At 71.6% G+C, this 20,860-nt stretch carries 20 protein-coding genes; 4 read left to right on the top strand and 16 right to left on the bottom strand.

The features are described from left to right. Positions 1 to 5 precede the first annotated feature (5 nt). The 10 genes from E6U81_RS21800 to E6U81_RS21755 form a co-directional block, all read right to left on the bottom strand. Positions 6 to 1,262, bottom strand: a complete 1,257-nt coding sequence (locus E6U81_RS21800) for a cytochrome P450 (protein WP_136231788.1) — start codon at positions 1,260 to 1,262, stop codon at positions 6 to 8. Positions 1,263 to 1,301: 39 nt separating this feature from the next. Further along, entirely contained in the window at positions 1,302 to 2,705 is a 1,404-nt protein-coding gene (locus E6U81_RS21795) for an FAD-dependent oxidoreductase (RefSeq protein WP_136231787.1), read from the bottom strand. Next, positions 2,702 to 2,965, bottom strand: a complete 264-nt coding sequence (locus E6U81_RS21790) for a ferredoxin (RefSeq protein ID WP_136231786.1) — start codon at positions 2,963 to 2,965, stop codon at positions 2,702 to 2,704. Before E6U81_RS21790 ends, E6U81_RS21795 begins: the two co-directional genes overlap by 4 nt. 134 nt (positions 2,966 to 3,099) lie before the next feature. Next, positions 3,100 to 3,735, bottom strand: coding sequence for a hypothetical protein (locus tag E6U81_RS21785; protein ID WP_136231785.1), 636 nt, complete (start codon positions 3,733 to 3,735; stop codon positions 3,100 to 3,102). A gap of 108 nt (positions 3,736 to 3,843) precedes the next feature. Beyond that, positions 3,844 to 4,749 (bottom strand): hypothetical protein, encoded by a 906-nt coding sequence (locus E6U81_RS21780; protein ID WP_136231784.1) that lies wholly within the window; start codon positions 4,747 to 4,749, stop codon positions 3,844 to 3,846. A gap of 80 nt (positions 4,750 to 4,829) precedes the next feature. Then, positions 4,830 to 5,921: an LOG family protein gene (locus E6U81_RS21775; RefSeq protein ID WP_136231783.1), complete on the bottom strand. Its 1,092-nt coding sequence runs from the start codon at positions 5,919 to 5,921 to the stop codon at positions 4,830 to 4,832. Positions 5,922 to 5,947: 26 nt separating this feature from the next. Beyond that, complete coding sequence (locus tag E6U81_RS21770) at positions 5,948 to 7,021, bottom strand: hypothetical protein (protein WP_136231782.1); 1,074 nt, start codon at positions 7,019 to 7,021, stop codon at positions 5,948 to 5,950. Then, on the bottom strand, positions 7,003 to 7,758 hold the full coding sequence (locus E6U81_RS21765) for an ATP-binding cassette domain-containing protein (RefSeq protein WP_136231781.1): 756 nt from the start codon (positions 7,756 to 7,758) through the stop codon (positions 7,003 to 7,005). Before E6U81_RS21765 ends, E6U81_RS21770 begins: the two co-directional genes overlap by 19 nt. A gap of 185 nt (positions 7,759 to 7,943) precedes the next feature. Next, on the bottom strand, positions 7,944 to 9,323 hold the full coding sequence (locus E6U81_RS21760) for an aspartate aminotransferase family protein (RefSeq protein WP_206309992.1): 1,380 nt from the start codon (positions 9,321 to 9,323) through the stop codon (positions 7,944 to 7,946). Next, entirely contained in the window at positions 9,308 to 9,811 is a 504-nt protein-coding gene (locus E6U81_RS21755; RefSeq protein ID WP_007266859.1) for an Lrp/AsnC family transcriptional regulator, read from the bottom strand. The genes E6U81_RS21760 and E6U81_RS21755 overlap by 16 nt, the downstream gene beginning before the upstream one ends. A gap of 169 nt (positions 9,812 to 9,980) precedes the next feature. Here E6U81_RS21755 and E6U81_RS21750 point away from each other — a divergent pair, with 169 nt between their 5' ends. The 3 genes from E6U81_RS21750 to E6U81_RS21740 all read left to right on the top strand — a co-directional run bounded on the left by E6U81_RS21750 (position 9,981) and on the right by E6U81_RS21740 (position 13,243). Continuing rightward, positions 9,981 to 11,420, top strand: a complete 1,440-nt coding sequence (locus tag E6U81_RS21750) for a gamma-aminobutyraldehyde dehydrogenase (protein WP_136231780.1) — start codon at positions 9,981 to 9,983, stop codon at positions 11,418 to 11,420. A 93-nt stretch (positions 11,421 to 11,513) separates the two neighbouring features. After that, on the top strand, positions 11,514 to 12,692 hold the full coding sequence (locus E6U81_RS21745) for a spermidine/putrescine ABC transporter substrate-binding protein (RefSeq protein WP_136231779.1): 1,179 nt from the start codon (positions 11,514 to 11,516) through the stop codon (positions 12,690 to 12,692). Positions 12,693 to 12,769: 77 nt separating this feature from the next. Next, the gene (locus E6U81_RS21740; protein ID WP_136231778.1) at positions 12,770 to 13,243 is read left to right on the top strand and encodes a hypothetical protein; all 474 of its coding nucleotides are present in this window, start codon (positions 12,770 to 12,772) and stop codon (positions 13,241 to 13,243) included. On the opposite strand, the gene E6U81_RS21735 is transcribed toward E6U81_RS21740, so the two are convergent. The 5 genes from E6U81_RS21735 to E6U81_RS21715 form a co-directional block, all read right to left on the bottom strand. Beyond that, positions 13,233 to 14,438, bottom strand: a complete 1,206-nt coding sequence (locus E6U81_RS21735; protein ID WP_136231777.1) for a serine hydrolase domain-containing protein — start codon at positions 14,436 to 14,438, stop codon at positions 13,233 to 13,235. The genes E6U81_RS21740 and E6U81_RS21735 overlap by 11 nt on opposite strands. Positions 14,439 to 14,587: 149 nt before the next feature. Then, positions 14,588 to 15,259 carry a response regulator transcription factor gene (locus E6U81_RS21730; RefSeq protein WP_136231776.1) on the bottom strand — a complete coding sequence of 224 codons (672 nt, stop codon included), beginning with the start codon at positions 15,257 to 15,259 and terminating at the stop codon, positions 14,588 to 14,590. Continuing rightward, positions 15,256 to 16,386 carry a sensor histidine kinase gene (locus E6U81_RS21725; RefSeq protein WP_136231868.1) on the bottom strand — a complete coding sequence of 377 codons (1,131 nt, stop codon included), beginning with the start codon at positions 16,384 to 16,386 and terminating at the stop codon, positions 15,256 to 15,258. Before E6U81_RS21725 ends, E6U81_RS21730 begins: the two co-directional genes overlap by 4 nt. Before the next feature lie 104 nt (positions 16,387 to 16,490). After that, positions 16,491 to 17,180, bottom strand: coding sequence for a glycerophosphodiester phosphodiesterase (locus E6U81_RS21720; protein WP_136231775.1), 690 nt, complete (start codon positions 17,178 to 17,180; stop codon positions 16,491 to 16,493). A 21-nt stretch (positions 17,181 to 17,201) separates the two neighbouring features. After that, positions 17,202 to 18,227 (bottom strand): adenosine deaminase, encoded by a 1,026-nt coding sequence (locus tag E6U81_RS21715; protein WP_136231774.1) that lies wholly within the window; start codon positions 18,225 to 18,227, stop codon positions 17,202 to 17,204. A 111-nt stretch (positions 18,228 to 18,338) separates the two neighbouring features. On the opposite strand from E6U81_RS21715, the gene E6U81_RS21710 reads away from it, so the two are divergent. Beyond that, a complete protein-coding gene (locus E6U81_RS21710) occupies positions 18,339 to 19,001 on the top strand; it encodes a DUF4190 domain-containing protein (RefSeq protein WP_136231773.1) in 663 nt (220 codons plus the stop codon). On the opposite strand, the gene E6U81_RS21705 is transcribed toward E6U81_RS21710, so the two are convergent. Continuing rightward, on the bottom strand, positions 18,986 to 20,587 hold the full coding sequence (locus E6U81_RS21705) for a TROVE domain-containing protein (protein ID WP_136231772.1): 1,602 nt from the start codon (positions 20,585 to 20,587) through the stop codon (positions 18,986 to 18,988). The genes E6U81_RS21710 and E6U81_RS21705 overlap by 16 nt on opposite strands. Positions 20,588 to 20,860 lie beyond the last annotated feature (273 nt).

Genomic DNA, 20,860 nt, shown 5'->3' with positions numbered 1-20,860 from the left:
ACTCCTCAGGCGGCCTTCGGCAGGACGCCGTCGCAGGCGATCTGCAGGTGCCGGGGGCCGCGCAGCACCGCGTTCTGACGGTACGGCGGCGGGTCCTCCAGCAGCCGGGGGTTCTGCAGCCGGCGGGCCAGTTCGCTCAGCGCCAGCTGCGCCTCCTGCCGGGCCAGCGGCGCTCCGAAGCAGCTGTGGATGCCGCTGCCGAGACCGAGGTGCTGGATGTCCTTGCGGTCCGGGTCGAAGCGGTCGGGGTTCTCGAACCGCTTGGGGTCGCGGTTCCCGGAGGCCAGGACCAGCCACAGGGACGCGCCCTTGGGGATGTTGACCCCCGCGACCTCGATGTCGGAGAGGGTGGTGCGCTGCGGCAGCAACTGCACCGGCGGCTCGTACCGCAGCAGCTCCTCCACGATCGGGACGGACAGCCCGGGGTCCTCGCGCAGCCGCTGGAGGACGTCCGGGTGGCGCAGCAGCGTCAGCATCCCGTTGGTGATCAGGTTGACCGTGGTCTCGTGGCCGGCGATCAGCAGCAGCGCGGAGGTGCTGAGCGCCTCCATCGTCGTCATCGCGCCGTCCGGGCCGTCCGCCGTCGCCAGCTGGGACAGCATGTCGTTGCCGGGGTTCTTGCGCCGCTCCTCGATCAGCCCGGCCAGGTACATGCCCAGCTCCATGCGGGCGTCCGTGGTGCCCTTGCCGCGCTGGGTGGGGTCCCCGTCCGGGTCGGGGTCCAGGCTGGCGGCGAGGGTCTCGGCCCAGACGTGGAAGCGCGGTTCGTCCTCGTGGGGCACCCCGAGCAGCCGGCAGATCACCGTCACCGGGAACGGGTACGCGAACTGGTCGACCAGGTCGACCCGGTCCAGGTTCCCGGTGGCGGCGATGTTGTCGATGAGCCCGCCGACGAGGCCGTGCAGCTCGTCGCGCATGTCGTGCACCCGGTGCGGGGCGTGCGGCGGCCCGAAGGGCCGGTTCGTCATCCGCCGCAGGCGGTCGTGGTCCGGCGGGTCGAGCTTGAGGAAGGAGGGCGGCAGGGCCGCCCCCTCGTCGTCGGCCGACTGCCCCAGCGGATCGTCACCGGTCGACTTCAGGTTGCGCGCGTCGGAGCTGATCCGGGGGTCGTGCAGCAGGCTCTGGATCTCGTAGTACGTGCTGATGACGTACGGGCCGTTGCCATCGTGGGACACGGGGGTCTTGCGGAGCTCCTCGTACAGCGGATACGGGTCGGCCCGGTTCGCGTAGTCGATGATCTCCCGCAGGAGGGCTTGGGTCATGGCGGGTCCTCGTGATCCTCGGGGGCGGTCGCGGCGCGGTCAGCGCCCGGGGGTGAAGGTCATCTTCCGGTCGGCCGGCGAGTAGCCGCTGAGGGTGATGGTCGGGCCGTGGGTCGGGACCGAGGGGTCGGGGAAGTCCGCCGGCACCGGCTTGTTCCCCTCCGGCCTGCGGTCCACCGTGGAGAACGGCGGCGGGAACGGCGCGGTGCTCTCGATCTGGTGCTCGTAGAACGGCAGCCACCGGCAGTTGTCGAAGGTGACGGCCGCGATCACGCGCCCCTGGTAGCCGTAGACGGCCGCGAACCGGCGCTCGGCCAGCGAGCCCTGCGTGACGAGGATCTCGGTGCCCATCGGCGGCACCCCGACCGACTTGATGTTCACGCCGAACTGCGAGGACCAGAAGGCCGGTACCCACAGGTGGGGGCGGCGGTCCGTGCTCTCGCTGAGCATGTTGTGCGCGGCCGTGTCGGCCTGAGCAACGGCATTGCCCCAGTGCTCCAGGGACAGGAACTGGTAGCCGAACAGCGCGTGCGGGGAACGTGCCACGTCACCCGCCACGTAGATGTCGTCGGTGACGATGCCCCGGATGTCGAAGGCCCGGCAGCCCGCGTCGCAGGCGATGCCGCGGGGGCCGGCGCCGAGTCCGGAGCCGACGAGCCACTCGGTGTTGCGCTGCGCGCCGAGGGAGACGACCACCACGTCGGCCTCGACGGTGGACCCGTCGGAGAGGTGGGCGGCGCGGACCCGGCCGGAGGGGTCTCCCTCCAGGGCGGTGACCATGACGCCGGTGCGCAGGTCGACCTCGTGCTCGCGGTGCATCTCGGCCGCGACCTGGCCGATCACCCCGCCGAGCGCGCCGACGAGCGGGGCGTCGCCCCGCTCGGCGACGGTCACGTTCAGGCCGCGTTCCCGGCAGGCGGAGGCGATCTCGGACCCGGTGAACCCGGCTCCGATGACGAGCACCCGGCGGGGGTTGTCGGCGAGAGCGCGTTGCAGCCCCTCCCCGTCGTCGCGGGTGCGCAGGACGAAGACCCCTTCGAGCTCGCCCTCCTCCTCGTTGGGCCAGGGCCGGGCGCGGACGCCGGTGGCGATCAGCAGCCGGTCGTACTCGACCTCGTCGCCGTTGCCGAGCCGGACCCGCCGGGCGGCCATGTCCAGGCCCGTCGCGGGGACTCCGAGGCGCCAGTCGGCGTCGATCGCCCGGCGGCGGGGGAGCGCCGTGTGGTCGGCGACCGCATGGCCCAGCAGGACCTGCTTGGACAGCGGCGGCCGGTCGTACGGCTCGTAGGGTTCGTCGCCGATCATCGTGAGCGAACCGGCGAACCCCTTCTCGCGCATGGTCTCGGCAGCCCGCAGGCCCGCGAGCGAAGCGCCGACGATGACGATGCGGCCTTCGCGCTTGAGGTGCTCCAGGGCCCCGTCGCGGGTGCGTTCACCGGTCACCGCGCGCCTCCGGAACCGGCGCCGGCCCCGGCAGCGGCCTCCTGGGCCACGATGTCCGCCATGTCCTCGTCCGTGAGTTCGAGGAGGATCGCGCCGACGGGACAGGCGGCCACGGCGCGGGCGACGTTCTCGTGCTGCTCGGCGGCCGCCTCAGGGTTGTAGAGGAGCGACTCGTCGCCGTGCATGGCGAAGACGTCGGGTGCGAGGAAAGCGCACTGTGCGTATCCCTGGCAGCGGTTGAGGTCGACGACAAGCCTCATGACGGATCTGCCTTTCCCTCGGCTGTTGATCCCCGTCGCCCCCCGGGTACCCCCGGTTCCTCCCCTGCCCACCAGCATGCACGCGGGACCCGAGGGCCGCCTGCCGGAGCACGGACCGCCAGGTCAGGAAGGGTTCAGGGCGGGCCGGCGCCGTCCGTGGGCGCGGCCGTACGCCGGACCCGCAGGATGTAAAGGCTGATCACCAGGGCCCAGGCCGGGAAGAGCATCTCGGACCAGGGCACGCCGGCGCCCACCACGATCAGGACGAGGCCCACGAGGGTGCCCAGCATGGCCAGGGGCCGGGGGAAGACGCCGAGCGTTCGCCCGATCATCGATGTCGCGAGGACGAAGACCGCCGCCATGCGCATCGAGTACGTCGCGAGGAGGGTGTAGGCGTAGTGGCGGCCGAAGTCGGAGGGCGTCTCCTCGTTCAGCACGGTGCCGGCCGCCGCGGCGGCGCCGAACAGGGTGGCCACGAAGACGAAGCCGCTGCCGAGGAACACGGTGGCGACGAACCGGTCCTCGGCCTCACCGGTGTGCGCGCGGAGGGCGCCCATGAACCAGAGGAAGAAGATGCCGGCGAAGGGCACGATCTGCAGGGCCAGCTGGACCGCCCAGCGGCGGTCCTGGTCGATGGTGGCATCGGCGGCGTCGCCGGCCGGGACGGAGATCCGCATCAGGACGATGGCCGCACCGAGGAGCAGGGCGAAGGCGACTCCGGCCATACCGGCCGCGCGCGGTGTCTTCAGCCGATCGGTCGTGGGCTCCATGAACCCCTCGCTCTCTCCCCCCGGTCCAGCAAGCGACACCCGTCGCCGAGCCACCACCGGGGTCGGCCGACCGGGTGAGGGAGCGGGGCGCCGCCGGGCGGCCGGGCGTCAGCCGACCGGCTCCGGTACCGCCGCCGGGGCCTCCTCCTCGGCGCCCTCGTGCTTGCCGTACCAGGCCACCGCCACCGCGCCGGTCACGGCCATGACGAAGCCGAGGACCGCCAGCCAGGCCAGGCCGGGGCGCGAGGCGTCGCCGAGCCAGAGCACTCCGATCGCGCCGGGGAGCACCGTCTCGCCGACGACGAGGGCCGCGGTCGCTCCGTTCACCGAGCCGATCTGCAGGGCGATGGTGTGCAGGTACATGCCGCCGATGCCGGCCAGCAGGATGGCGTAGAGGGCCGGGTCCGTCAGGAGGGCCCCGAGGTCGAACGGGTCGACGCCGTTCAGGATCCGCACGCCGACGCCGAGGGCGCCGAAGCCCAGACCGGACAGCAGACCCGCCAGGATCGCGGCCCCGCCGCCGAGGAGGCGGACGGCGACCGTGCCGCCCACCATCAGCAGCGCGGTGATCCCCAGCAGCCACCAGTGCGTGGACATCGGCGCGTGGTGGCCGCCCTCGTGGCCCGCCGCGGTCGCCAGCAGCACCAGCGCGGTGCAGACGACACCGATCGAGGCCCACTCCTTGCGGGTCAGCCGGATGCCGAGCATCTTCACGCTCAGCACGGCCGTGATGACCAGGTTGGCGCTGATCACCGTCTGGGAGAGGAAGAGCGGCAGGAGGCGGGCGGCCAGGGCGCCGAGCCCGAAGCCGACGAAGTCCAGGATCGTGCCGACGATGAACTCCCAGGTCATCGCCGCCTTCGCGGTGGACGAGAGGTTGGGGCCGCCGTGGGCGGTCACCCCGGCCGCCGCCGGGGACATCCGGGCGGCGCGGCGCGATCCGACGGCTTGTAGCACGGATCCCGTGCCGTAGCAGATGGATGCCGCGACAGCGGTCAGCAGGCCTATGAGCACCGATGGCTCCGTTCACGTCTGGCAGGTTGTGCGGTACCTCTGCCAGACGTGGGAATCGGCCCGGAAGTTGCCTGCGAACCTCAGCTCATCGAAGCGAGTACGCCGGGGACCTCGTCCACCGAGTCCACGAGCGCGATCCGCGACTCCATCGCCCGGCCCCGGGCCAGTGCCCGCAGCAGGGGCCAGGCCGGGAGGTGCTCGGTCCAGTGGGTGCGGCCGACCAGGACCATCGGGGCCGGCTCGCCCCGGGACCCGTAGTAGTTCGGCGTCGCGCTGTCGAATATCTCCTGGACGGTGCCGGCCGCGCCGGGCAGGAACACCACGCCCGCGGTGGACCTGGCCAGCAGCCCGTCCTCCCGGGTGGCGTTCGCGAAGTACTTGGCGATGTGCGCCGCGAAGGCGTTCGGCGGCTCGTGACCGTAGAACCAGGTGGGGATGCCCACCGAGTCGCCGCCGGCGGGCCAGCGCTCCCGCACGGCGAAGGCCGCGCGCGCCCAGTCGGACACCGACGGCTCGAAGGAGGGTGCCTTGGCCAGCAGTTCGAGGGCCTCCGCGAGGGCGTCGTCCGGGGCCGGTGCCAGGTAGGCGCCGAGGTTGGCGGCCTCCATCGCACCGGGGCCGCCGCCCGTGGCCACGGTCAGCCCGGACCGGGTCAGCGCACGGCCGAGTTCCGCGGCACCGCGGTAGTCCGCGCTGCCCCGGGACATGGCGTGGCCGCCCATCACGCCCACCACGCGGGTGGCGAGAAGGTGCTCGTCGAGGGCGTCGGAGACCGCGTCGTCGTGGACGGAGCGCAGCATCGAGGAGAAGACGTCACCGTCGGTCCCGGTCTCCTGGAACCAGGCGTACGTCTCGGCGTCCGGGGTGGCTTCGTAGCCGCCGGGCAGCCCCTCGAAGAGCTCCTCCGGCGTGTAGAGCAGGCCCCGGTACGGGTTGAAGGGCAGGTCGGGAACGGGCGGGAAGACCAGCGCGCCGTCCGCCCGGACCTTCGCCGAGGCGTCGGGCTCCATCGCGCAGCCCAGGAAGACGGCCGCCGAGGTGTCGGCGGCCAGCAGGGCGAAAGTCCGCTCCAGCAGGTTGACCGACTGGATCCGGTAGCCGCTGAGCGAGCCGCGTGCCACGACCTGGTCGAATTCGGCGAGCGTCTCGATCTCGATGTCTGCGTTGACCATTCGGCCCACCCTAAGGGCTGTGTGCCTCAGCGGGTCAGTGCCAGCGACGTCAGCTGTGCCACACCCCAGCTGAGGGGTACGCACACGGCCACGAGCGCGGTGGCCCGCAGACCCGCCGCCGTACGCAGGACCCTTGCGGGAGCGGCCAGATCGAGCAGGGCCTTGCGTCCGGAGGTCTCGGTCCGGCGGGTCTCCATCGCGGATGTGAGAAGGGTCGCGGCGGCGCACAGGGCCACCAGGGCGGCGGCCGGCCAGGCCAGCGGACCGAGCGGTACGTGCAGCCCGCCGCGGTCCCGCAGGGCGAGGGCCGTCAGGGCCCCCGCGACGACGGAGCACAGCACGCCCAGCGGCGGCCCGATCCGGGAGGCCTGCTCCTGCAGGGACCGGCCGGCCAGCAGTCGCAGCGCACCCGGGCGCACTGCCTGGACCAGGCTCCCGCAGGCGTAGGCCAGACCCGGTCCGGCGAGGGCGAGCCCGACGGCGGTCAGCGTCCAGCCGGCGAGGACCCCGCCGCCGTCCCGGCCGGCGTAGGCCTCGATGGCGAGCCCGCAGGCGGTCAGCGCGATGCCCCAGGGCAGGGCGGTCTGCGGAGCCAGCGGCCGGTGCGGACGCAGCGCGAGGACGGTGGCCGCCGAGGCGGTCAGCGGTACGAGGGCCAGCAGGGTCAGGGCGGCCGCCACGGGCAGCGGCTGCTCGGCGTGCAGGAGCTTGGCGCCGGAGCCGTCGAAGGGCAGGCCGGAGAGGTCCCCGCGGAGGTGGAGGAAGAGGGCCAGGGCCAGGGCGCTGCCCAGGGCGCAGGCGACGGCCGTGGAGATCGCGGCGGCCAGGGCCAGGCGTACGGGTCCCAGCCCGGCGGCGTCCAGCCCCTCGCGGGGCCGGGTGGCGGGGTCGGCCCGGGCGACGGCGACGGCGAAGTGGACCGTAACGGCCAGCGGGACCAGGGCCCACAGCAGGCGAGGGAACGATCCGGCAGGCCGGGCCACGGCTCCGGCGAGTACGTACAGCAGCAGGAAGCCGGTCCCGGCGGAGGCGGCGGCGACGAGCAGCCGCCGCAGCTGGACGAGGGGCCGGGAACCGCGGGCTAGGCGGAGAGCGAGCACGCGGCCTGGCCCTCCGGGGTGTCGGGAAGCGGGGACGCGCCGGGGTTCACCGCGAGGCGGCCGTCGACCAGGTTCAGACGGCGGTCCGCGACGGCCGCGGTGGCCTCGTCGTCCGTGGCCAGCAGCACGGTGATCTCGTGGGAGCGGGCCGCGGTGGTCAGCGTCCGCAGCAGCAGGGCCCGGTCGGCCCGGTGCAGCGGGGCGGTGGGCTCGTCGGCGTAGAGCACCGAGGGCACGTTGACCAGGGCCCGGGCCAGGGCGACCCGCTGGCACTCGGCGCGGGTCAGGGAGGCGGGGCGCTTGCGGGCGAAGGCGCCGATGTCGAGGCGGTCGAGCCACTCGCAGGCGGCGTGCTTGGCACTGCGGTGGGAGGCCCCGGAGAGCAGCAGCGGCAGGGCGGCGTTCTCCCAGACCTTCAGCTCGGGCAGCAGTTGGGGTTCGCTGCCGAGCCAGCCGAAGCGGTCGCGGCGCAGCCGCTCGCGGGACAGGTCCCCCATGGTGTGCACGGGGACGCTGTTGAACCACACCTCGCCCTCGGAGGGGCGCAGCTGCCCGGACAGACAGCGCAGCAGAGTGGTCTTGCCGCTGCCGTGCGGGCCGGTCAGGGCCACGATCTCGCCCTGGCGGACTCCGAGGGAGACACCGACCAGGGCGGGAGCACCGTCGTGCGCGTAGTGCAGGGACCGCGCCCAGAGCACGTCGTTGTCCGGCGGGGCATTCTCCGGTGGGGCCACCATGGCGTACACCTCCGTCCGAGGGAACGAAACGGAGCCCTTCCGGTCACTGGCGCCGCAATGAGATGTAAAGAGATGAACCTCTTGGATGCCGACAGCACACGGCCCGGACCCCCGCGTTCTCACTCGAACGGAGGATCCGGGCCGTGTGTTCGGACTATTGCAGCCTCGGACTATTTACAGCCCGGTCACAGCTTGGTCCAGGCCTCGGTGAGCACCGAGCGCAGGATCCCCTCGATCTCGTCGAAGGTGCCCTGGTCCGCGGTCAGCGGCGGCGCCAGCTGGATGACCGGGTCGCCCCGGTCGTCGGCCCGGCAGTACAGGCCGTTCTCGAAGAGGGCCTTGGAGAGGAAGCCGTAGAGCACGCGCTCGGTCTCCTCGTCCGTGAAGGACTCCTTCGTGACCTTGTCCTTGACGAGCTCGATGCCGTAGAAGTAGCCGTTGCCGCGGACGTCGCCGACGATCGGCAGGTCGTGCAGCTTCTGCAGCGTCTGGAGGAAGGCGCCCTCGTTGTCCAGCACGTGCTGGTTGAGGCCCTCCTTGTCGAAGATGTCGAGGTTGGCCAGGGCCACCGCGGAGGACACCGGGTGCCCGCCGAAGGTGTAGCCGTGCAGGAAGGTGTTGTCGCCCTTGTAGAACGGCTCGGCGAGGCGGTCCGAGACGATGCAGGCGCCGATCGGGGAGTAGCCCGAGGTCATGCCCTTGGCGCAGGTGATCATGTCCGGCACGTAGCCGAACTTGTCACAGGCGAACATCGTGCCGAGGCGGCCGAAGGCGCAGATCGTCTCGTCGGAGACGAGGAGCACGTCGTACTCGTCGCAGATCTCGCGGACCCGCTGGAAGTAGCCGGGCGGCGGCGGGAAGCAGCCGCCGGCGTTCTGCACCGGCTCCAGGAAGACGGCGGCGACGGTGTCGGCACCCTCGAAGAGGATCTGCTGCTCGATCTGGTCGGCGCACCAGCGGCCGAAGGCCTCGGGGTCGTCGCCGTAGATCGGGGCGCGGTAGATGTTGGTGTTCGGCACCTTGTGCGCGCCGGGCACCAGCGGCTCGAACGGAGCCTTGAGAGCCGGCAGACCCGTGATCGACAGGGCGCCCTGCGGGGTGCCGTGGTAGGCGACCGCACGCGAGATGACCTTGTACTTGGTGGGCTTGCCCTGCAGCTTGTAGTACTGCTTGGCGAGCTTCCAGGCGGTCTCGACGGCCTCGCCGCCGCCGGTGGTGAAGAAGACCTTGTTCAGGTCGCCCGGGGCGTAGTGCGCCAGGCGCTCGGCGAGCTCGACGGCCATCGGGTGGGCGTAGGACCACACGGGGAAGAAGGCCAGCTGCTGCGCCTGCTTGTAGGCGACCTCGGCCAGCTCCTTGCGGCCGTGACCGGCGTTGACCACGAACAGGCCGGCGAGACCGTCCAGGTAGCGCTTGCCCTTGTCGTCGAAGATGTAGGTGCCCTCACCGCGGACGATGGTGGGGACGGGGGAGTTCTCGTAGGACGACATGCGGGTGAAGTGCATCCACAAGTGGTCGTACGCGGTCTTGGACAGGTCCTGGGTCACGGTTATCGGGTTCCCCACATGTAGGTCTGCTTCTTCAGCTTCAGGTAAACGAAGCTTTCGGTAGATCGCACGCCGGGGAGCGTGCGGATCTTCTTGTTGATCGTTTCCAGCAGGTGGTCGTCGTCCTCGCAGACGATCTCCACCATCAGGTCGAACGAGCCGGCGGTCATCACCACGTACTCGCACTCGGCCATGGCGGTCAGCGCGTCGGCCACCGGGTCGAGGTCGCCCTCGACGTTGATGCCGACCATCGCCTGGCGCCGCAGGCCCACGGTGAGCGGGTCGGTGACGGCGACGATCTGCATGACGCCCTGGTCGAGCAGCTTCTGCACGCGTTGGCGTACGGCCGCCTCGGACAGGCCGACGGCCTTGCCGATCGATGCATAGGGACGGCGACCGTCCTCCTGCAGTTGCTCGATGATCGCCAGGGACACAGCATCGACCGAAGGGGACGGTTGTCTGTTCCTGGAATCTGCGCTTCGACTGACCACGACCTCACTGTGCACGAGGGTCGTCTGTTCCGCAAGACGGAATCGATGAAATCCGTTGTTTGAAGACTCCGATCTCACTGATTTCGTAGGTGGTGGCGTCCGGGTCTGTCGAAAGCCTCCGCCGAGGGGCTAGGCTTTGGTAAACGTCTCAATCGTTGGACATGTGATCAGGAGTGTGGCTGTAGTGACCACCGAACTGCGTCGTCTGCGCAACTACATCGGCGGGGAGTTCAAGGACGCCGCCGACGGGCGGACCACCGAGGTGGTGAACCCGGCCACCGGCGAGGTGTACGCGACCGCCCCGCTGTCGGGCCAGGCCGACGTCGACGCCGCCATGGCCGCTGCCGCGGCCGCGTTCCCGGGCTGGCGCGACACCACCCCCGCCGAGCGCCAGAAGGCGCTGCTGAAGATCGCGGACGCCTTCGAGGCGCGCGCGGACGAGCTCGTCGCCGCCGAGTCGGAGAACACCGGCAAGCCGCTGGGCCTCACGGCCAGCGAGGAGCTGCCGCCGATGGTGGACCAGATCCGCTTCTTCGCGGGTGCGGCCCGCCTGCTCGAGGGCCGCTCGGCCGGCGAGTACATGGACGGCATGACCTCGATCATCCGCCGCGAGCCGGTCGGCGTCTGTGCCCAGGTCGCGCCGTGGAACTACCCGATGATGATGGCCGTGTGGAAGTTCGCCCCGGCCATCGCCGCGGGCAACACCGTGGTGCTCAAGCCCTCGGACACCACCCCGGCCTCCACCGTGCTGATGGCGGAGATCATCGACTCGGTCCTGCCCAAGGGCGTCTTCAACGTCATCTGCGGCGACCGCGAGACCGGCAAGGCCATGGTCGAGCACTCGACCCCGGCGATGGCCTCCATCACCGGCTCGGTGCGCGCGGGCATGCAGGTCGCCGAGAGCGCCTCCAAGGACGTCAAGCGCGTCCACCTGGAGCTCGGCGGCAAGGCCCCGGTCGTGGTCTTCGAGGACGCCGACATCCCGAAGGCCGTCGAGGACATCGCGGTCGCCGGTTACTTCAACGCGGGCCAGGACTGCACCGCCGCCACCCGCGTGCTCGTGCACGAGTCGATCCACGACGAGTTCGTGGCCGCGCTCGCCAAGGCCGCCGCCGACACGAAGACCGGCGCGCCGGACGACGAGGACGTGCTGTACGGCCCGCTGAACAACCCGAACCAGCTGCGGCAGGTCGCGGGCTTCATCGAGCGCCTCCCCGCCCACGCCAAGGTCGAGGCGGGTGGCCACCAGGTCGGCGAGAAGGGCTACTTCTACGCCCCGACCGTGGTATCCGGCCTCAAGCAGGACGACGAGATCATCCAGAACGAGGTCTTCGGCCCCGTCATCACCGTCCAGTCCTTCACGGACGAGTCCCAGGCCCTGGAGTACGCGAACGGCGTCGAGTTCGCCCTCGCCTCCTCCGTGTGGACCAAGGACCACGGCCGCGCGATGCGGATGTCCAAGAACCTCGACTTCGGCTGCGTGTGGATCAACACCCACATCCCGCTCGTCGCCGAGATGCCGCACGGCGGCTTCAAGAAGTCCGGCTACGGCAAGGACCTCTCCGCCTACGGCTTCGAGGACTACACCCGCATCAAGCACGTGATGACCTCGCTCGACGGCTGATCGGCCGCATCGATCACAGCAGAGCGTTGAAGGGGCGGGCAGTAGACAACATGTCTATTGCCCGCCCCTTCGGCGTTCGCGGAGGCTGTGCCCATGCCTCAACTCGCCTTCTCCCGCCGTGCCGCGCTCGCCGGACTGGGTGCCGCGGGCCTGTCGGCCGCCCTCGCCGGATGCGGTGTTCCCCCCGCCTACGTGCCCGAGGAAGGGCGGGTGGGCCCCGACCGCTCGGAGCGCGACCGCAGCGTCGCCTTCTCCAACTGGCCGCTCTACATCGACACCGACGAGGAGGACGAGGAGCGCCGTCCGACTCTGGAGGCCTTCTCCGAGCGGACCGGGATCGAGGTCCGCTACACCGAGGAGATCAACGACAACGACGAGTTCTTCGGCAAGGTCGGCCCGGCCCTGATGAACCGCCAGGAGACCGGCCACGACCTGGTCGTGGTGAGCGACTGGATGGCCGCCCGCTTCGTCCATCTGGGCTGGGCCCAGAAGATGGACCGGTCGGCGCAGCCCAACGTGACCACCCACCTCGACCCGCAGCTGCGTTCCCCCGCGTTCGACGAGGGCCGGCTGCACACCGTGCCCTGGCAGTCCGGCATCACCGGCATCGCCTACAACCGCAAGGCCCTGGGCCGGGAGATCAGGTCCGTCCGGGACCTGTGGCACCCCGACCTGGCGGGCAAGGTCACGCTCTTCTCCGGGCTCGACGAATCCTTCGGCCTGCTGATGCAGGGCAACGGGGTCGACGTCACGCGCTGGACCGAATCCGACTTCCACCGCGTGTGCGACCACGTCGAGAGCATGGTGAGGAGGAAGCACATCCGTCGCTTCACCGGCAACGACTACACCTCCGATCTCAGCAAGGGCGACGTCCTCGCCTGTCAGGCCTACTCCGGCGACGCCATCCAGCTCCAGGCCGACAACCCGGACATCGAGTTCGTGGTCCCCGAGGAAGGGGGCGAGCTCTGGGCCGAGAGCCTGCTCGTCCCCAACCTGGCCCGGCACAAGGCCAATGCCGAGGCCCTGGTCGACCACTACTACGACCCCGAGGTGGCCGCGGAGCTCGCCGCCTCCGTCAACTACGTCTGCCCCGTCCCGGCGGCCAGGGAGGTCCTGGCCGGATCCGACGACAAGGAGACCGCCGAACTCGCCGAGAACCCGCTGATCTTCCCCGACGACGAGATGCGCAGGCGCCTCGCCGTGGCCCGGGACATCTCCTCGGCCGAGCGCCGCACCCTCGCCAGGCGGTGGAACGCCATCGTCGGACTCTGATCACGGTCCGGACACGGAACTGAACATGTTCAATCCAATGGCTGAACGTGTTCAGAAATGGGCGTAGGCTTCCATCCATGAGCGAGAGAAGCGCCCTTGAGCGGCGGATCCGTGCCTGGTTGATCCTCTTCGTCGTCTGCCTCGCCCTCAGCGGCATCACGGCCTTTCCGCTGGTCAGCGAACTGCGCTGGGCCAACGCCCTGATCGACAACATATGGCTGCAGCGCGTGGGCGAGGGCCTGGACCGGGCCGATGCCGACTACCCCTTCCTCCTGTACGGGACGGACTGGCTCGCCTTCGCCCACCTCGTGATCGCCGTCTTCTTCTACGGCGTGTACCGAGACCCCGTCCGCAACATCTGGATCGTCGAAGCCGGCATGATCGCCTGCGCCGGCGTGATCCCCCTGGCCCTCATCTGCGGCCCGATCCGCGGCATCCCCTTCTGGTGGAGCGTCATCGACATGGCGTTCGGCGTCTTCGGGGTGATCCCCCTCCTGATCCTGCGCCGCATGATCAAGCGGTTGGAGACCGAGACCGCTGCTACTTCGTGAAGGCCGCCATGATGATGCCGAGGGCCACCGGGTTCATGTCCTGGCCCTTGGCGTCCGTGGCGTTCACCGAGTAGACCACGGTGCGGGAGAGGTCCCGGGTCGCGCCGATCGCGGTGTTGTAGCCGTGCCGCCCGCCCGTCTTGCCCCAGGCCACCGTGCCGTCCGGCAGGACGGTCCTGGACAGGCCGGCCGTCATCACCGCCGGCTCGCCGCTCGCGAAGTCCTTCACGTCCGGCACCGTGAACATCTCCTCCAGCCGGTCCTTCGCCACCACCCGCCCGCTGAACAGGGCCACGGTGAAACGCTCCAGATCCGCCGTCGTCGAGATGATGTCGCCCGCCGCCCACCGGTCCGAGGAGTTCCACTCGGTCACGTCCCGCAGCTCGCGCGAGCCGTCCGCCTTCGGTATCGCCTGGTACCCCCGGTTGTGTGGGCCTTGGATCCTCGTCTCCGTCCGCCCCGGGAACGACGTCCGGTGCAGGCCCAGCGGCCTCAGGATCCGGGCGCCGACTGCCTCCTCGTACCGCATGCCCGTGACCTTCTCGATCAGCAGACCGAGCAGCGTGTAGTTGATGTTCAGGTAGTGCTGGGCCGCGCCGGGCGCGAACTCCCTCGCCTTCGCGACCGCGTTCGCCGCCTGCGCCCGCGGATCGGTCACGTCGAACCGGTGCTCCCACTGCGCCTCGAAGGAGTCGCCCGGTCCGTCGGCCGCCGGAATGCCACTGGTGTGGTTGAGCAACTGCCGCACGGTGACGGCCCCGTAGCGGTCGGGGACCGTCCCGGGCAGGTGGCGCCGGACCGGACCGTCGAGATCCACCCGGCCCTCCGCCGCCAGCTGGAGGACGACCGCCGCCGTGAACACCTTGGTCACGGACCCCGCCCGGAACCGGCCCTGCACGACGGCATCGCGCCCCGTACGGATGTCCGCGACCCCCGAACTGCCCCGCCAGCAGCCGGCCGCGCCGCCCACCCGGACCAGTGCGGCCGTCGCGTCCCCGTGCCGCGGACCGAGCCCGGCGATCGCCGCTTCCAGGGCGGCCGCGTTCGGCGGTGTCGAAACCAGCGGCGCGATCCGGCCCGAGGCGGCGGGCGCCGGTACCGGTACCGGGTCCGACGCGGCGTGGGCGGCGGCCGGACCCGAGGCGATCCCGATGACCAGTGCCGCTGCGATCAGCGTGCGCATCTTCGCGTTCATGACGGTGTGCTCCCCCTGAGACCACTCGGGACCCTCCGCCCCGATGACCTCAATGCTCCAGCTCACAGGGGGGTTTGCGGATCACCAGCGAGAGGGGTCTTCACCGGTACGACAACTCACCGGCGCGAGGGAGGCGACACGCCGTCCCCTCACTCTCCGGAGCGAGCACCCGCCGCGATGAGACCCGTCTCGTACGCGCAGATCACCGCCTGGATCCGGTCCCGCAGCCCCAGCTTCGCCAGGACGTTGCCCACATGCGACTTCACCGTGTGCTCGCTCACCACCAGAGCCGCCGCGATCTCCGCGTTCGACAGCCCCCGCCCCAGGTGCAGCAGCGTCTCCCGCTCCCGCGCCGTCAGCACCTCCAGCCGCTCCGCCGGAAGCGCGGGCGCCCGCACCGTCGCCGCCGTGTACTCCTCGATCAGCCGGCGTGCCACCGAGGGCGCCAGCAGGGACTCGCCCGCCGCCACCACCCGGACCGCGTGGACCAGGTCGTCGCGCCGCACGTCCTTCAGCAGGAACCCGCTGGCCCCGGCGTGCAGGGCCTCGTACACGTACTCGTCCGAGTCGAAGGTCGTCAGCATCACCGTCCGGCAGGCACCGCGCGCCGAGATCGACCGGCACGCCTCGATCCCGTCCAGCACCGGCATCCGGACGTCCAGCAGTGCCACGTCCGGTGCCAGCCGCTCCACGGCCGCGACCGCCGCCGCGCCGTCCCCGACCTCCGCCACCACCTCGATGTCCTCCTGGACGTCGAGGATCATCGCGAACCCGCTGCGCACCAGCTCCTGGTCGTCGGCCACCACCACACGGATCGTCAACTCCCCACCTCCAGCGGCGAGGTTACAAGGACCGCCCGCACCTCGAAGCCGGGGCCGTCGCGCCGCGGACCGCAGTGCGCCGTCCCGCCGTGGGCCGCCGCCCGCTCCCTGATGCCGATCAGCCCGTGCCCGCCGGGCCGGTCACCACCACCGCTGCCACCGTCGCCGCGGCCGGCACCGCTACCGCCACCGCCCGCCGGCCCCCGCCCGTCGTCCGTCACGGTGACCGCCAGCTCCCGTGCCCCGTGGTGCAGCCGTACGCCCACCCGCCGGGCCCGCGCGTGCTTCACCACGTTCGTCAGCGCCTCCTGCACGATCCGGTACACGGCCGTGTCCACCGCCGACGGCAGGCCCCTGACCTGGCCCGTCTCCTCGTACACGATCTCCGGCCCGCCCCGGCGGACCCGGTCCAGCAAGGCCGGGAGCGCCGCCACCCCCGGCAGCGGTTCGCGCGGCGCCGGGCCGTCCGCCTCGCGGAGCACCCCCAGCATCGTCCGCAGCTGCGCCATCGCCTCCCGGCCCGTCTCCGAGATCGCCTCGAAGGCCGCCTCGGCCCGCTCCGGTGCCCGCCGCACCGCCACCGGACCGGCCTCCGCCTGCACGATCATGATGCTGACGGCGTGCGAGAGGATGTCGTGCATCTCCCGCGCTATGCGGGCCCGCTCCCGGGCCACGGCCTGTTCCGCCTCGATCCGGTTGGCCCGCTCCAACTGCGCCGCCCGGTCCTCGACCGCCGCGGTGTAGGCCTGCCGGGTGTACTGGAGCCGGCCCAGCGCGTACGCGGCGCCCGCGCAGAACAGCGTGAACGACAGCTCCCTCGCCGTGCCCGTCTCCAGCCCCACGGACGCGGCGACGACCACCACCGAGCTCGCCCCGACCGCCGCCCGCACCCGGCCGGGACACTGCACGGCGACCGTGTAGAAGGCCATCAGCCCGGCGTAGGGCAGCGGCTGGCCGGGCCCGTCCAGCGCCACCCTGTAGACGCCGCCGATCAGCAGGATCGCCAGCAGGACCAGGACGGGCCGACGCCGCCGCCACACCAGCGGCACCACTCCCAGCGTGGTGAGCGCGTACGAGGCCCAGGTCACCGGAGGCAGCCCCGGCTCCCGCGGCAGCACGAACGGCATCGTGACGGCCAGCTGCACCAGCACGGTCAGGCCCAGGTCCACGACCCACGGGCGGGCCCCGCGCAGCAGCCGGACCCGCCGGACCCGCCGCCCCAGCGCCGGTATCACCGGTCGAACTCGGCCCGTACGGCCGTCAGCGCGTCCACCCTGTTCGTGGTGATCGCGTCGACCCCCGCCGCGATGAGCCACTTCATGGTCCGCTTGGTGTCGGCGGTCCACGCCGACACCAGCAGGCCGTCCCGGTGCAGCGCGTCGGCCAGCTCCCGGCTCACCAGCCCGAAGCGGTAGTTGAGCCAGCGCGGCGCCACCGCGTCGATCAGGACCCGCCGGGGCGGTGACAGCGTGGTCCAGGTCAGCGCGATCTCCGCGTCGGGATCGGCGGCGCGCAGCGCCAGCATCGAGCCCGGTCCCGCGCAGTAGAACGTGCGCTCGCGGGCGCCGCACTCCCGGACCAGGCCCACGACGGAGCGGACCGCCTCCGGCGTGGCGCCGGGGAGGTCGAGCATCAGCCGCCCCGCCCCGGCCGTCATCAGCGCGTCGCGCAGCGTCGGAACGGCGCCCCCCGTCAGCTCCTTGAGCTGAGCCGCGGAGATCTCGTCGAGCCGTACGTCGTGGTTCCACAGCCGCTGGAGCGACTCGTCGTGGAGGAGGACCGGCACCCCGTCTCGGGTCAGCCGTACGTCGACCTCGACCGCGTCCGCCCCGCGGGCGAAGGCGGAGCGGATCGAGGGCAGGGTGTTCTCACGGACACGGTAGGGATCGCCGCGGTGGCCGACGGCAGTCAGGGTGCGCATGGCCCCATTCTCGTGGGGACTTCAGCGCGCGAGCCATTGCGTCGTGTACGTGTCGATCTCCGCGTCGAGCTTCGCCTTGCCGTCCGGGTCCAGGAAGGAGGCCTCGACGGCGTTCTTGGCGAGCTGCGCGAGCCCCCGCTCGTCGAGGCCGAGGAGGCGGGCGGCCACCGCGTACTCGTTGTTGAGGTCGGAGCCGAACATCGGCGGGTCGTCGCTGTTGATGGTGACGAGCACACCCGCCGCGACCATCTCCTTCACCGGGTGCCGGTCGAGGTCGGTCACCGCGCGGGTGGCGATGTTCGAGGTCGGGCAGACCTCCAGCGCGATGCGGTGCTCGGCGAGGTACGCGAGCAGCTCGGGGTCCTTGACGGAGCTCGTGCCGTGGCCGATGCGCTCGGCGCCGAGGTCGCGAATGGCGTCCCAGACGGTCTCCGGGCCGGTGGTCTCGCCCGCGTGCGGCACGCTGTGCAGGCCGGCGGCCCGGGCAGCGTCGAAGTACGGCTTGAACTGCGGGCGCGGGACGCCGATCTCGGGGCCGCCCAGGCCGAAGGAGACCAGGCCCTCGGGGCGCAGGTCGACGGCGAGCCGTGCGGTCTCGGCGGCGGCCTCCAGGCCGGCCTCGCCAGGGATGTCGAAGCACCAGCGCAGGATGACGCCGAGTTCCTTCTCGGCGGCCTTGCGGGCGTCCTCGATGGCCTCCATGAAGGCCTTCTCGTCGATGCCGCGGCGGGTGGAGGAGTACGGGGTGATGGTCAGCTCGGCGTAGCGGATGTTCTGCCGGGCCATGTCGCGGGCGACCTCGAAGGTCAGCAGCCGCACGTCCTCGGGGGTGCGCACGAGGTCGACGACCGACAGGTAGACCTCGATGAAGTGGGCGAAGTCCGTGAAGGTGAAGTAGTCGGCGAGGGCCTCGGGATCGGTGGGCACCTTGGAGTCGGGGTGCCGGGAGGCGAGCTCGGCCACGATGCGCGGGGAGGCGGAGCCGACGTGGTGGACGTGGAGTTCGGCCTTGGGCAGCCCCGCGATGAAGGGGTGCAGGTCGGTCATGGGGGGTGCCTCCGGAGGGACGGGGTTCGGGCAGGTCGCCTTCATCGTAGGCACGGCCGTGACTGTCGGTCGCAGCGCTTAGCATGGCCGTACGAGAGAGGGGGGCTCCGTATGAACGACAGCAGTCCCGAGCCGCGGGATCCGTGGGCGCCGCCGGAGCGGCCGCCGGTGGACCTGGGCAAACCACAGGGGGACCGCGGCACGCCGGGCGTGTCGGGCCCGCCGTCCATGCACGACCAGCCGACGCTCGCCGGGATGCCGGGCGAGCAGACGGCCCCCGCCGCGCCGGGCCCCGGCGCGCCCCCGCAGGCGGCCGGTCCGGCCTCGGCGGTGTACGGCTATCCGGCGGCCCAGCCCGGCTACGGGTATCCCGGCGACGCCGGATACCCCGGGTATCCCGGGTACCCCGCCCCGCAGGGCTACCCGTTCCCCGGCGCGTACCAGCCGTACGGGCGCGCGCCCAGCAACGGCTTCGGCATCACCGCGCTCGTCCTCGGCATCCTCGCGGTCGTCGGCTGCATCACCAGCTTCATAGCGGTCGCGCTCGGGATCGGGGCCGTCGTCTTCGGCGCCCTGGGCAAGGGCAAGGCCAACCGCGGCGAGGCCGACAACGGCGGGATGGCCCTGGCCGGCATCATCCTGGGCGCGATCGGCATAGCCCTGGGCCTGCTGATGCTGATCGCCATGTTCGCCCCGTTCTTCGGTGGCGGATGGGACGACGGCCCGAACTACGAGAGCCCGTATTCGGACTCACGTCTTCACGAACGGGTCTGAAGCCACGGCCAGTCGGCGTCCCGCCCGCCCTCGATCAGCGACACCATCCGGAAGGCCGCGTCCGTGAGCCCGCCGAAGGTGTGCCGGTTCCCGCTGCCCGACGGCGCGTGGCCCACCCGGTATCCCGCCAGGTTCCAGGTGTAGACGGGCACGTCGGACGGCACGTGCTCCGCCGGGTCCCCGCTGTAGCCGTAGGAAGCGGCCTGTTCGTCCGTCACGATCAGTACCCGGTCGTGGCCGCGGTAGTGCTTCTTCACGGCCTCCGCCGTGTAGGTGCCGCCGAGGTCCCCGAACCGTTCGAGCACCTTCAGCACGGACTCGCCCCGGGTGTGGGCGACCTCCTGGCTGGTCGTGCCGAACTGCACGAGGTCGGCGTTCTCGGCCCGCAGCGCCAGCGCCGCCCCGAAGACGGCCGCGGCGTCGGCCCGGTTGAGCCGGGAGCGGTCCGACAGCCGGGTCCACATCGACCCGGACCGGTCGACGAGGACCAGCGTGCGTCCGGGCAGCGCCGGTACGTTGGCCAGCGAGTGCCCGAGCGCCTGCTCCAGCGGGTACGCCCAGCGCAGCGAGGGCGCGTGCTGGTAGGCGGCCAGGTAGCGGAAGGGGAACTGCCGGGACCGGGCGACGACCTCCGGGTCGGAGATCTTCGCGGCGACCTGCGCGGCCACCGCGTCCGAGACCCCGGCCTCGTCGAAGTTGCGCAGGTTGCGCAGCAGCGCCATCGCGCCCATGGACGGGATGACCGCCTCCCAGGCGGCCGCGTCCAGCGGCCCCTGCAGCCAGCCGGCCAGCGCCTCCCAGGTCATGCCCGCCGCCGCGAGCCGCTCCGCCCCGTCCGGGGCGACGACGACACCGCGCCGCTCGGAGACGGGCAGTTCCATCAGCGCCCGGTGCGCGGCAAGGGTGCGGTTGCCCTCCGGGACCTGCGCGCTCTGCGGGTTGTGCCTGCGGTCCAGGGCGTAGCGGAACAGCTCGCCCTGCCAGGGCTTGTCCGGATCGGGGGAGGCGTGCACGAGGTTGAGGACGTCCCCGAAGCGGTAGGCCTTGGAGTCGGTGTCGTACTTCAGCAGCGAGGTGCCGGAGTAGAGCCGGCGCACGGCGTCGGCGATCCCGCGCTTGACGGGCTTGGGCACGGCCCGCCCGTACGTTGCCGTCCAGTAGGCCAGCAGTTCCCCGGGCTCGTCGGCGCGCCGCAGCACGGAGTCCACGACCCCGCGGTTCGAAGGGCCGTCGGTGACGCCCGCGTCGAGCCTGGCCTTCACGTACTCCGCGGCGCCGACGAGCGAGGCGGTGCGCATGTTGGCGTCCCCGCGCAGCCAGCCCAGCAGGCCGGCCGTCCATGCGGGATCCTCGACGGCGAGGGTGCGCACGAGCGCGGTGAAGCGGTCGTCGCGCTCCTGACCGCTCTCGTAAGCGGTGCGCTGCGTCACGAAGTTGGCGACGGCCAGCAGGAAGAGTTCGGAGCGCGGATCGCGCAGCCGGCCCGGGCCGCCCTCGGCGGTGCGGGCGCTTGCGGTGGAGCGCACTGGCGAAGTGGGTGCGGCGGGCGCCGGCTTGACGAGCGCGCGCAGGTTGAAACGAGCCATGAGAATCCCCCCGAATTCAATGGAAGCGGGGGAGGCGTGACGTGGGGGATGCCCGAGATCGGGAGTCGGCGGCGGACTTTATGCCCGGCGAGCTTGCTCACTGCTCCACCGGCCCGTTCCCTTGCGGGTGACGAGCCGGGTGGGATTCGAACCCACGACCTCCGGGTCCCCAGAAGTAACCGTCGCCTGCGCACCGGGCATCCCCCACGCGGGCCTCCCGAGATCAAGGTGGCGGCGGCCTGGGTTTCTCTGCAAAAGAAGGAGCCGCAGCCT

It is taken from the genome of Streptomyces sp. A0592 (genome assembly GCF_004795115.1).
In the GTDB taxonomy this organism is placed as follows: domain Bacteria; phylum Actinomycetota; class Actinomycetes; order Streptomycetales; family Streptomycetaceae; genus Streptomyces; species Streptomyces erythrochromogenes.
Note: the sequence above shows the minus strand (reverse complement) of the source record. Positions and strands in the feature narration are given on the sequence as shown.